This is a genomic window from Arthrobacter sp. TE12232 (assembly GCF_054062615.1).
The window spans coordinates 3,047,478-3,059,500 of the sequence record NZ_JBSSFK010000001.1 but is presented as its reverse complement, the minus strand read 5'-3'; the positions used below and the strand labels follow the sequence as shown (position 1 = coordinate 3,059,500).

Below are 12,023 nucleotides of genomic sequence, written 5' to 3'. Positions count from 1 at the left end.
CGCTCAGCGCACCAGGTATCCGCCGTCGACGCTCAAAATATGACCGTTGACGTAGTCTGAGGCGCGACTGGCCAAAAACGCCGTCGCACCCATGAGGTCCTGCGTTTGTCCCCAGCGCCCCGCTGGGACGTGATCCATGACGCGCTGGTTGGCTTGTGCGTTTGCCCGTGTCTCCGAGGTCAAGGCGGTGGCGTAGTATCCAGGTGCGATCCCATTGACTTGGATGCCGAATGGAGCGAGCTCGTCGCAATAAGCCTTCGTCAGCCCGGCAATGCCGTGTTTGGTCGCCGCATAGGCCGGCGACCACTGGCCGCCTAGGAACGAGAAAACCGAGCAGATGTTGATGATTTTACCGCTGCGCTGGGGCACCATATGCTGCGCTACTGCGTGTGACATCTCAAAGGCTGCGGTGAGGTTAAGGGCCACCATCGGGTCCCACTGCTCGCGCGTAAATTTCAACACGTCGGGCTCGTTGATGCCCCGGCCAGCGCAGTTGATGAGTATGTCGACGCTGCCGAACTCATCGATGCACGCATCTACCACGCGCTTCGGGTTTCCCTCGGCAGTGATATCGGAGCGAAGGTAGGAGTAACGGGACCCTGCATCCTTCACGAGCGCGCCCATGGCGCCGTCATCGGGCATGATGCTCGCCGCTAGCACGTTCGCGCCCATTTTCGCCAGCGCCAGGGTGAAGGCCTGACCCAGCCCGGTATTGCCGCCGGTGACGATCGCGTTCTTCCCTTTTAGGGAAAAAAAGTCCGCGCCGAAGTCGGCGATATTCATGTCGTTCATGAGTGCCTGTCAATTAGTTGGAATAAGGAGCTGCTTTGACGCAGTGTGGCCCGGTCCGTTGGGGTCCCGGCGCCGTACCCGTGGGGTCTCGCTACTTCTGGAGTGGGAAAATTGTCCCGCGGTTCATGATTCCCTTGGGGTCGAATGCCGACTTGAGCGTCTCGAGCATGTAAAGCGATGAACCGTACTCCTCCGCGAGGAAGTGAGTGCGGTGCTTGCCGACGCCGTGGTGGTGACACATCGAGCCGCCGAGCTTCAACGTCTCTTCGACGATGATGTTCTGGATCGGGTCGTGGTAGGTTGTTCGCTCTTCGGTGGGGTCAACGTCGACCTTGTAGTAGTACACAAAGTACATATTCGTGCCGTTGAGGTAGCTGTGGCTGGAGTGCCCACCCAGCATCGTGAACTGCGCGGGAATCTCCGCACGAATGCGGGTGAGCGCGTTTTCGTAGATGTCGCCGATGACACTCCAGTTGCCCGAGATCTCGGTCGTGAACCCGTTGACGAGCGTCTCCCGAATCTCGATGCGCTCTTCCTCGAGCTTGGATACGTCCCAGTTGAGATGGTTGAACCAGTCCTCGATCAGGGCTCCATCCACCCGTTCAGCGCCGTCGAACGAGGCGACGATCTCTTCGATCGCTGTGCCGGTCGCCTGGGCGATGCGCTCGGGGCCTTCGGCGACAAAAATCAGCACGCACCGGCCGTCGGAGAAGTGCTTGAAGTGGTACAGGCCATCTTCTTTGTCGTACAGACGCGCGACCGACGGGCGGTACCCCTGCGTAACAACCTCTCGAAGAATCTGAAGGCCGGTCTTGATGTCGCTGAGCAGGTATCCGTAGAACTTGTTGTTCTCTGGGTAGTACCGGAAGATCTTGACGGTCACCTCGGTGATGTAATTCAGAGCGCCTTCATTGCCGATAACGAGGTGACGGATGTCGGGTCCGGCGGCGCGGCGGGGGACGTTCTTGATGCGGCAAATCTCCCCGTTGGGAAACACGGTCTCGACGCCCACGACCATGTCTTCGATGCCCCCGTAGAGGGTCGAGAACTGCCCGATCGAGCGGGTCGCGACGAGTCCGCCGAACTGGGCCAGCGGCTTGGACTGCGGCGAGTGCCCGGTGGTATATCCGATCTCCCGCAGCTCGTTTTCGAGCTGCTCCAGGCCGACGCCGCACTGCACGGTCGCGAGCATGTCTTCAGTGTTGATATCGATGATCCGGTTCATCGTGGAGCCGTCGACCACGATCGAGTTCTCAATGACGGTCTCAAGACCGCCCTCGGTAGCGCTACCGCCGGTCTTCGGAACGACGTTAACCAGGTGCTCATTCGCGAACGAGAGGATCTTCGCGACGTCCTCAGTGCTCGCCGGCTTCAGGACCGCTGCCGGCAGCGGGAGCGAGTAGACGCCGAAGATGTTTTCGACCTTGTAGTAGCGGTCGACGCTGTTCTCTTTCAGCACCTGTTCATCGGTGATGACCCGGTCAGAGCCAAGCATCTCAGTGTAGGCAGCGACGATCTCTTCGCGTGTGATCTGGTCAGTAAGGGTGGGAGACAAGGAGTTGGGTTCCTTTTCATAGGGAGGTCGGGCAATAACGACCTCAACTGGGAGATGAGACAAAAAAAGAACAGCAACCTCCCAAGGAATAGGAGGTCGCTGTTCTCTAGTCTCTAGCGACCATTCCGCATGATGCGAAATGTGTATGAAGTTTGCGGCAACTGTAGCACGCGTCACAAGACCCGTCTAGCGATCCGCATTGGACCGATAGGTAACCTTTGTAGCCGCGCAGCGGGGGAGGTTGGGGGCAGGGTCGACGGAGAACCCTTTCATGGAGGCGGCCGGCGCGTTCTCCCGCGGCTCCTGCCTGCGGTGCGCTCACGCTATAATCACTCAATAACTCGGAAAGAGGCCATCGGTGACCACTGCGCGCGCGGGCAAAAGTACGCTGGACAAGAAAGTCCACCCGATCGAGAAAATTCTGCTGCTGCATCCGGTGATCGCAAGCATCAAAGACGAGGACGGGTTGCGGGCAGTGATGCGGACGCACTGCCCTGTGGTGTTCGTGCTTTTCGGCTCCGTGCTGACCATCACGGACATCGTAAAGACTTTGAAGGATGACGGGCGCATCGTTTTCGTCGACGTCGACTTGGTCGACGGATTCTCGACCAAGCCTGTCGTCATCGATTTCTTGACGCAGCACACGGAAGCCGATGGCGTGCTCAGCTCGAAATCCATGATGATCAAGCACGCGAAAGGGGTAGGGCTCCTCGCCATCCATCGGCTCTTCCTCGTAGATTCATTTAGCTATAACAATGTGCCCAAGCAAGTCGCCATCTCTGGCGCAGACGCCATCGAACTACTGCCTGGCTGCATGCCGCGCGTTATCTCGTGGGTGCGCGAGGACACCGACCTGCCACTGATCGCGGGAGGTTTGGTATGCGACAAGCAAGATGTCATCAGCGCGTTGGGCGCCGGTGCGGTCGCTATCGCATCATCCAACCGCGACGTGTGGCAGATGTAATTCGGCTAAGCGGCAAGCACTATCCCGTTGCCTACGTGAAACCGAGGTACCGAGGTCGCGTCGATCTGGCCTGACCCGACGCCGATAGCGGACGTTATGTCAGCCTTGGGCTGACGGAAGATCGGTTGTCGGTACTTTACCAGGACGGGAGTAGAAGTACCTCCAGCCGACGGCACGCGGGATAACCGATTCCGGGGTACGGCTGATCTCCACCGACAAGATACCCCAACAGACGTGGAGGCAGGCCGGGCCACGCAGCACCTCGGCCAGAGCAGGACTTTTGCCCAGCCCGGGGGCTGGTAACCCCGTCAGCCGTGCCAACGCGTCACGGCGAGCGAGCATATGGTGAGATCCGGCGACATGGGGCGCTGCTGACCTCGGCCCTGCTGGAGGCATCCGGCGACTCGCACACCGGGAGGCATTTTGTGTGTTCAAGGCCAAGCCCTGGCCTTTGGACCCGTCCCGGAGCCGCGAGCGTGTTTGCGCATGCCATGTAACGAGGATTGACCCGGCGGCTGACGCCTCGGGACCGAGCGATCACCAGCCATCCGCGGCAACTAAACATGAAATTGGGTCGAGACACCAGAGCGGCCCATCCGGAAGGAAGCGGTTGGGGTGCAAGAGGTTCCCAAGGAAGAACCAGGGATCATACGTATGCGGAGACTGCGCCGTAGAATTCTGACAGAAACTTGGCCTCACTGGCCCACATGCCTGTGTAACTTCGCCCCCAGCTCCACTCACTTAATTTGATCCACCCCGGAGGTGAGTCCACGGTGACCGGCTCCAACAATTGAACATAGTGGTTGGGGTAGGCCAACAAATTGACGCCAAGCGGCTCTCCGTTGGGCGTCGGGAAGAGGTCATCGAATCCCGAATTGACCAACAAAGCCACATCAACATTAGCTGTAGGTGTAAGAGCGCGTAAAACATCCTTTGATCCCGTTGGATTGACCTCCACGCTTGAGTAAACGTTTGTCGCCTGGAGCCAATCGATGAGTGTCGCTGGCACAGTTATACCCGCTGCCATGTCCCGAAGGGTTCCTGGTTCACCAATGTAGTCGATGAACAAGTTCTCTGAGTCTCGGAGCGCGCTCATTAGCATCCAGTCGGCGGCTTCGGGCGTCAGGTTAGATCCAAAAGTGGCACGCAGGGTGGCATAGTCCTGGGCCAGCAGAGCTGCTCCGGGCACGATACTCCTTGGACCCAGATCGGCACCCCCAGACTTCAGCAGCCGGTACGCGAAGGTAGCCGATCCCAAGGGGTCACGCGCGAACCAGATGCGGAAGAATACAGCTGGACCGCATACATTAAGGCCACACTGTCGAATCAGTTCCGGCTGCATGATGAGTGTACGTATTCGGGATATTGTGCTGTGCCAATCCAGCTTCCACGGAATGGAAGGGCTCTCCTGCGCTGCAGCGTCTAACAACATCAGAGCATCTGCTTGTGTACTCATCGTTCACCCTTCTAAATTTAGCTAGAGAAGTCAGAGGTAGAAGTCGTCCCCGTAGATCAGCCGATGCTCCCGGATCGGTTCCTGACAATACTGGGACATCTGGCCACGTGTGGGGCCGCTCGCCCTCGAATCGTTACCATTCCTCGATCCGGATCGGCCACGTCGCCTGATCCGGCCCGACGCTTGTGGTGTCCCCGACGGGGTGCGCAGGTCCCTTTGCTCCTCGGCCTCCAAGCGGAACACGGTGCGGGGCAAAGCCTGAATAGTTGTTGTCGTCACCGGGAAGATGCCCCTAAAGGGGGTGTTATCGCACCAAAATAATGCTCAAGAGAGGAGCGGCTCATTAGAATAAGCCGTCCTTTCAAGAAGATGGACTAATTCCCCAGTTGTGTCAATGGGCTCTTCCCGTATAAGCGCGCTGGTCCGCGTGGACATCGACGGCGCCAAGGCCCACGTCAGGGTCCAAGGCCACGTGACTGTTCAGAGCGTCCATGGCCTGTATGACGTGGTCCAGCGCGCCAGCTCGCTCGTCTCCGGACTGGCGCTGGAACTCGATGTGACCCGTGCACATATTGAACCCGACGCCATGGGAGAGCTTCACGCGTGCGCAAAGTCGCACCACCTGCCGGTGCACGTCGACCCGCCCCAGCACGACTATCGGATCACCATCCTGACGCCGAACCACGCGGCGTCCGCAGCCCCATCACTAGTCCTGGCAGCCTGACCTACCGAACCAAGCCCTGCCTTGACTCACAACCCGGCTCTAGATCCTCGCCCCCGTCGCCTGGCAGGACAACACCGGTTGTGACCCCCTCAGGGAGCAACAACCTGAACCCCGCAGCGCCGCTGCACAGGGCAGGTCACCGTGGAAGCCACTCAACTCAAGCCAGTCTGGGACACGGCCTCCTGTGTTTACTTTCCACGCGCCGACTGCACGCTGATAGCGGAATCTATGACAACTCCAGGGCTAGGAAGGGGCCAGATCGGGTTCCTGGGAGCAGTAGGAAAGCTTGTCTCCTGTCTTATCTACGGTTGCCCAATCAGGTGGGCCGGTAGCCGCCCGCAGCTTGCCCGCTGGGCCACTAAGTACCGGCCCACCGCAACACCAGGGAAGGCTAGAGGCCCGCTGGATAAACCGGTTTCCGTTCCGGACGCATCGCATGGGTCTTGGGCGGCTGAAGCGATCGGCGCGGGCCGGACCGCAGGTAGTCCCGGTGCCAGCCGGTTGGGTCCACCAACTAGGTGAGGATCTGACCCTTCACCGCCCAGTCCGCCAACCCGCAACGCCCGATGATTTGTCACTGCCTTGCGCTCACCCATGGTCAGTCCCATCAAAAACAATCACACAGCAACCGAGGCCCCTACACCCCCACTCAGGCGGAGCTTTTCCAATGAGGCAACGTGTCGTCCTCCGCGGAGGTTTTTGGAAAGCCACCTCGATGTCTTGACATCTCTCGGTGGACGGCGGACAGTCGTGGCTAGATCTGTTCCAGCTCTTCTGACTCGTGTCAGATCTGGGGGTGCCCGTGGGCATTAGTGGTTATGGCTGGTTCAAGGTGTACCTGCTTCAATCCCGTCCACTTCGAAGGGATAAAGGCGAGGCATCCGCCCCTCGAGTGCTCCGACCATCCGGCCCTGTGACTGCTACCACAGAGGGAGTCCTACTTCCAGCGCGTCGGCAATCACAGCGAAGTGACCTTCCAGGGACTGATGTTCACCTCCGGGATGGGCGGCAAGGAGGTGCATGGATCCCTCGAAGGATTGGCTGACCGGGACCTCACCGACGTCATCCGCGCTCTGCTGCCAATCGGCGACGACGAAGCGCACATCCGACTCACTCAGGTGGCGACGCCGCTTGTGCACGCCGCGTTCGCGGCCGTTCTGAACACACTGTGAGCTCAGACCCTCTCGAGAAAAGAGACCACAATGGCCGGCACCATCAGCCTGCTCCGTCCCTCCGACATGCTCAGCCTGACCTTGGAGTTGGTCAACCTCGAGGTTTCCGAGGACGATGCCCGGCTGGTCCGCACCGACCCGGGAGCGGACGCGCTGATCGTCGTGCACTTTCCACCGCAGGCTCTCGCGGAAGCGACATTCGCCGCCGCTCCCCCCGTCGCGCCGATTCCCACGGCCCTCGCCGGGGAGAGCCGGCTCGTCTTCCGACTGCCGGCCGGGGACCTGCCTCTGACCATTAAGGCGCTGCTCGACTGGCGCGCGTGGGAGCCGGTGCTGGCACCCACGGCGCTGCCGCGCGGCACCGCCCCGACCCCCGGTATCCCTGCGCCGGAGCTTCCGGGCGACCTTGAGACCTCGATCGAGTTCCCGTGGCGGCTGGTGCTGTCCCCGGACATGACCAGCCGGTGGCGTACGGACACCGCCGCTACGGACAGCCCCTATGAACAGCTGTGGAGCGCGGTTCTCAGCCCGACAAATGAACAGGCTCAGGGCGTCCCGCACCCGGCCCGTGATCTCCGCGCACTCGGCGTGTTCCGGGGCCCTTCAGCGTTCCCGACGTTGCCGACTCCCGAGAACCGTCGGCAAACCGTCCAACTCACCAGCAACTTCCATCTGCCGATACCGGCCGCCGACGGCGTCGGTGAGTACACGCCAGAGCCATTGTCGGCCCGCCGGCTGGAGTTGACGGCTCTGGGCGCCAACGTGGATTTCGAGGGCCGCTGGGACTTCCCGTTGGTTCCACCGGAGCACCAACCGGCGGGCTTCGACCCATTGGGCCTTCGACAATACCAGCACGTTGCCGGCCTGGGCCGCGATACGTTCGTGCGTACCGTCAGTGTGGGCTGGCTCTGCGGGACCGGCCACCAAGCGGTCGTCGTCACGAGTGTCCAGCGGATGCCGGCAAACCTCAAGGTCGTGGCCAGTCCGCCCGAGGTTCCACTCTTCACAGGCATGGGCTACCTCATCACCACGACTGATGTAATCGTCCAACAGCCCAGGCTCGACTATGCGCCTCTAAGCCGTGCCTTCGCCCACGAGGGCCGGGAGTTCCCGCTGCGTTCCATCCTGTTGACGACCACCACCGCCCGCGTTCTGCAGCCACCGGAAGGTGTGCCATCGTGGTTGCTTAAACCGGACGGGACCGAGTTGAGGTTCGAGGCCACAGGTACCGATGTCAGCGGAGCCGGAGTCCAGTTCTCGCTGCCCCTCATGTTCGTGCCCTACGAGGCGCTTGCAGACCACCGCACCATCAGAGCCGTCTTCGACCATCCGCCCGCCGCGATCCAAAACGCGCACGTCATCCCACTCGACGGCCAGACCCTCGCGGTAGCAGAGGCCGGCGATCGGCCCGGATCCACGGCATTGAACGCCAGGAACTTGACGTACGACATCGAGCAGCCGCCGGGGATCGCCAACCCCCAGCCCGCGCACGTCATGAACCCCGCCGGCGCCCCGCCCTCCTACATTCCCCGATGGCTGCCCCGGGTCGCCGCCCTCAACGCCCTCAGCCCCGCGGTCGCCGACCTGGTCGGCCACGCAACTCCCGCCGACTTCGTCCTCGAGGAGAAGTACCTTCGGCACGGATTCTCCGCCGACAATAACCGGGCGCAGACGTTCGTCGAGTTCGCCTCGGCGCAGCAGCTGGCCCTCCCCAGCCAACGCGGGGGAGGGCTGGCACGCCCGGACGCCGCAGTGACGGCGCTGTCGCGCACCCTCGGTCCGGTCGCATCCCCCGACAAACTTGAGCAGGGCACAGCGGATCTCTCAGCCTTCGCGACGACGAAGATCCTGGGTACTATCCCGCTGCTCTCTCTTCTTCCCGACGTCATGCCCTTCGCCGCGGCGGCCGCAGGCAACCAGCCAACCCCGGAGCAGCTCGACGACCGAGCCTTCGTCGTCAACCCGCCGCGGCTGACGACGCGCCGCGAACCGGCAGGGGCTGAAGCCCCCGATGTCGTCGAGACACGGTTCATCTGGAAACCCCCGCTTCGCAGCCAGGCAGTCCTCCCGTTCCTCACCCTCGACCTGGACCAAGCAGACCTTCTCTTGGATTCCATGATGCGGGCCGTCAAGGGTGGGCCATCGAGCGCCGTGGTCCGGGGTCGGCTACGCAATGTTCGGCTCACCTTCGCCGGGGCGTTGTCGGCAGGGATCGCTGAACTTAGTTTCCGTGCGGAAGCGGGCTGCAAGGTGGAGTTCGGCGCGAGCAAGGTGGAGATCGGGTTCCTCGGTCCCTTGGCCTTCGTCAACACGTTGCAGTCGATCCTGCCCGCCGACGGCTTTGACGACCCGCCGTACGTGACAGTCGATGGTCAAGGTGTCGTCGCCGGCTACACGTTGGCTGTGCCCAACGTCGGTGTGGGTATTTTCAGCATCCAGAACATCGCCGTCGGGGCAGCGCTCTCCATCCCTTGGACGGATCGACCCGCAGGAATCCGTTTCGCACTGTGCGAGCGGCACAAGCCGTTCCTATTGACCGTCAGCCTGTTCGGTGGTGGAGGCTTCTTCGCCGTCGGTGTCAGCGCTAACGGGCTCGAGTCCGTTGAAGCTTCCCTGGAGTTCGGGGGAAACATCAGCATCAACCTTGGAGTTGCCTCGGGTGGCGTGTACATCATGGCGGGGGTCTACTTCGGGATGAAGGGCTCGTCGGTCGAACTCACCGGGTATCTCCGCTGCGGGGGCTACCTGAGCGTCCTCGGGCTGATCTCCGTCTCGCTTGAGTTCTACCTCGCGTTCACCTACCGGAAGAAACCGGTCGGCAGTGAGATCTGGGGCCAGGCCAGCCTCACGGTGAGCGTCAAAGTCGCCTTCTTCAGCACCTCAGTCACGCTGTCGGTCGAGCGGCGGTTCGCAGGTTCGGATGGCGACCCGAGCTTCGCCCAGTCCGTGACCCCTGTCGAGTGGGCTCGCTATCTGCAGGCGTTCGCATCATGATTCGCCGGCAGATCGTTCAGTGGATCCTCCTGCCGGGCGGGTTGACGGCGGACGGCCAGCTGGCCGCGTCGGTGTTCATCGCTCCGCGGCTTCGCCCGGACGGCCAGGTCACCCTCGCCGACTTTCCTGACTTCGCCGACTGGCCACAGGCTCTCGCCGACCTGGAGCTTCGCATCGTCCGGCCTGATGGGGAGACCGAGGCGCCGCTCAGTATCGGGATCAATGCTGAGAGTACGCGATGGACATCGCTATTCCCCTCCGACACCGTGGTTCGTCCTTTCTACTTCGACGACCTCGCCGACCGCCCGCTGATCAGCTACCCCGTTGCCAAGGTGCTCGGCCACCTGCGCAACCGATGGGCCCACCTGGCATTCCGGGCCCGCGATGACCTGCCCGTCACCAACCGCAATGCCGCCCCGATCGGACCGCCACCCGCGGGTCCCGGCGACGAGCTAAGGTTCACGCTCGCGGACCACTTCGGCGATCTGCGCCAAGTTCTTTCCCAGGGCATCTACGCGAGGGTCGCGGACTCGGACGAATTCTCCGGCCGGCTGCGTGCCGTGCTCGAGGGTGCCACCGCCGAGGCCAGGGCGCTCCGGGCTGCCCATAACACCGTCGTCCAGCCGCTGATCCGGCCGTTCGGCGGAGGCGGCACGCCGCCCGATGCCTTCACCAGCCTCGCCGGATTCCACGCACGCCCCGCGACCGAGCATCCCAAGGAGTTCCCGGGCAGCCAGGGGCAGGTACGCGACGAGCTCGCCCAGGCTCATGACTTCCATCACCTGCTGTCGGTGCTCGGTGACCACCCTGCCCTGATGGGTGCGCTCGGACTCGTCATCGACCTCGAGATCCGGCCGGACTTCGTCCCCGTCACTGCGGAGGCCGATCCGCCGGTCCCGCTGCGACTTCAGGTGCGGCGCACGTCGGCCTTCCCCGCTCGAAGCGACGACCCTGCGGCCGATGTCTGGAACGTCGACGCCACCCCCGCCACGTGGTGCCGACGGACCAGCGTCGCCGGCCAGAGTGTGTTTTCCGCTGTCGAGCGTTCGGGCCGGGCGGACTTCGTTCACGGCTTCCTCCATCTGGACCCGGCCCGCTATTCCGCGGTCGCCGTCGACGTGGACGGTCTTGCCCTCAAGGCCCTCAACCTCGCCGCGACCCTGCAGCGGCAGGACGACCGTGAACAGCGTCCCGTCGAAGAGCCCGCACGGGAGGGAGTTCCCACCGCCCGCACCGGGGGGATCGCGCTGATCCACACCAACCACGCCGAGGACCTCCACGAGGACTTCTACGCCGCTCGGGCCGCCGATGACAGTCTGGAAGCAGATCCGGAGAACCCAGCAGATCTCGCCGCGGAGGATCTGGTCCGTGGCTACCGCCTCGACATCCTCGTCGAGGGAACCTGGCGATCGTTGCACCGACGGCGGATCGGGTATCGCGCTCTGCGCAACCCCGACCGGCCCCTCGAAGTCGAGGACGAGGGGCAGGTAGAGCTCTCGCTGAGCTCGGAGGTCGACCGGCCGGACTCGCCTGCCGATCCAGATCGGCCCCTCTACACCCACGAGGCACTCACCACGTGGGACGGCTGGAGCCTGGCCGGACCCCGCCCCGGCCAGGCGATCCCCCAAGAGCCGCTCGGCGGCGATGCCGCGGCGGATCTGACGAGCCTGCAGTTGGACATTGCCGCGGAGGTGGCGCCGGCAACGCTGCCCCGCCTCAGGTTCGGGGCCGGCTACCGTGCCCGTGTGCGCACCGTCGACCTTGCGGGACAGGGGCACACCGTGGAAGCCGCAGACCACCTCGTCATGGTGTTCGAGGGCAACGGCGACCCGCGGTACACGGTCGCCACGCCCGCCAAGCCGTTGATCTATCGGCGCTTCGAGCCGGTCCCGCCTCCGGAACTGGTCTCACGCTGGCTGTTCGGTCCCGGTGAGGGAGTCGAACGCCTCGTGATCCGGAGCACCCCGGGCATGTCCGTGTCCGACTACGCTGAGGCGAGCCAGGCCGCGGGCGAGGAGAGCCTGCGCTACCACGACACGGCGCAGCGCCACCTGCTCGCGGCCAAGGCGCCACTGGCCCTGATCGAGGCTCACGGACTGCTCGACGACGCGTTCGGTGCCGTCAAGGGCCTGGGTCCGGATGCCGCAGCCGCAGCCGCTCAGGAGTGGTATGTCGTGGCGACCCGCGAGAACGGAACCGTCCGGACGCTTCCCGGCGCACGGTTCGTGGCGACGGGAACTCACCAGCCCGAAATCGGGCCGGGGGGGGAAAGCCGCCGGCAACCCGCCACCGCCCGAGGAGCAGGGATACGTCTGCCTCGACGCCGACAGTATCGATCTTCCCTACCTGCCTGATCCCCTAGGAGT

8 protein-coding genes are annotated in these 12,023 nt (G+C 63.2%); 5 read left to right on the top strand and 3 right to left on the bottom strand.

Features of this window, described 5'->3' with window-relative positions:
* Positions 1-3: 3 nt before the first annotated feature.
* Together ACVWZ7_RS13580 and ACVWZ7_RS13575 are read right to left on the bottom strand one after the other, a co-directional pair.
* Positions 4-792: an SDR family oxidoreductase gene (locus ACVWZ7_RS13580; protein WP_456508154.1), complete on the bottom strand. Its 789-nt coding sequence runs from the start codon at positions 790-792 to the stop codon at positions 4-6.
* A gap of 91 nt (positions 793-883) precedes the next feature.
* A complete protein-coding gene (locus ACVWZ7_RS13575) occupies positions 884-2,287 on the bottom strand; it encodes an FAD-binding oxidoreductase (protein WP_456508153.1) in 1,404 nt (467 codons plus the stop codon).
* Positions 2,288-2,705: 418 nt separating this feature from the next.
* On the opposite strand from ACVWZ7_RS13575, the gene ACVWZ7_RS13570 reads away from it, so the two are divergent.
* Positions 2,706-3,311 (top strand): glycerol-3-phosphate responsive antiterminator, encoded by a 606-nt coding sequence (locus ACVWZ7_RS13570; RefSeq protein WP_456508152.1) that lies wholly within the window; start codon positions 2,706-2,708, stop codon positions 3,309-3,311.
* A gap of 646 nt (positions 3,312-3,957) precedes the next feature.
* Here ACVWZ7_RS13570 and ACVWZ7_RS13565 read toward each other — a convergent pair.
* Positions 3,958-4,767, bottom strand: a complete 810-nt coding sequence (locus ACVWZ7_RS13565; RefSeq protein ID WP_456508151.1) for a hypothetical protein — start codon at positions 4,765-4,767, stop codon at positions 3,958-3,960.
* 394 nt (positions 4,768-5,161) lie between these two features.
* Between ACVWZ7_RS13565 and ACVWZ7_RS13560 the strand changes: the two genes are divergently transcribed.
* The 4 genes from ACVWZ7_RS13560 (at position 5,162) to ACVWZ7_RS13545 (ending at position 12,011) form a co-directional block, all read left to right on the top strand.
* Positions 5,162-5,491: a hypothetical protein gene (locus ACVWZ7_RS13560; protein ID WP_456508150.1), complete on the top strand. Its 330-nt coding sequence runs from the start codon at positions 5,162-5,164 to the stop codon at positions 5,489-5,491.
* Positions 5,492-6,459: 968 nt separating this feature from the next.
* The gene (locus tag ACVWZ7_RS13555) at positions 6,460-6,663 is read left to right on the top strand and encodes a hypothetical protein (protein ID WP_456508149.1); all 204 of its coding nucleotides are present in this window, start codon (positions 6,460-6,462) and stop codon (positions 6,661-6,663) included.
* Between the two features lie 30 nt (positions 6,664-6,693).
* Positions 6,694-9,657 (top strand): hypothetical protein, encoded by a 2,964-nt coding sequence (locus ACVWZ7_RS13550; protein ID WP_456508148.1) that lies wholly within the window; start codon positions 6,694-6,696, stop codon positions 9,655-9,657.
* Positions 9,654-12,011, top strand: a complete 2,358-nt coding sequence (locus ACVWZ7_RS13545; RefSeq protein ID WP_456508147.1) for a hypothetical protein — start codon at positions 9,654-9,656, stop codon at positions 12,009-12,011. The genes ACVWZ7_RS13550 and ACVWZ7_RS13545 overlap by 4 nt, the downstream gene beginning before the upstream one ends.
* Positions 12,012-12,023 lie beyond the last annotated feature (12 nt).

Bases quoted from the DNA above. Each gene is read 5' to 3' on its own strand.
- ACVWZ7_RS13580 (WP_456508154.1), bottom strand. From the start codon at position 792: ATGAACGACATGAATATCGCCGACTTCGGCGCGGACTTTTTTTCCCTA.
- ACVWZ7_RS13575 (WP_456508153.1), bottom strand. From the start codon at position 2,287: ATGCTTGGCTCTGACCGGGTCATCACCGATGAACAGGTGCTGAAAGAG.
- ACVWZ7_RS13565 (WP_456508151.1), bottom strand. From the start codon at position 4,767: ATGAGTACACAAGCAGATGCTCTGATGTTGTTAGACGCTGCAGCGCAG.
- ACVWZ7_RS13560 (WP_456508150.1), top strand. From the start codon at position 5,162: ATGGGCTCTTCCCGTATAAGCGCGCTGGTCCGCGTGGACATCGACGGC.
- ACVWZ7_RS13550 (WP_456508148.1), top strand. From the start codon at position 6,694: ATGGCCGGCACCATCAGCCTGCTCCGTCCCTCCGACATGCTCAGCCTG.
- ACVWZ7_RS13545 (WP_456508147.1), top strand. From the start codon at position 9,654: ATGATTCGCCGGCAGATCGTTCAGTGGATCCTCCTGCCGGGCGGGTTG.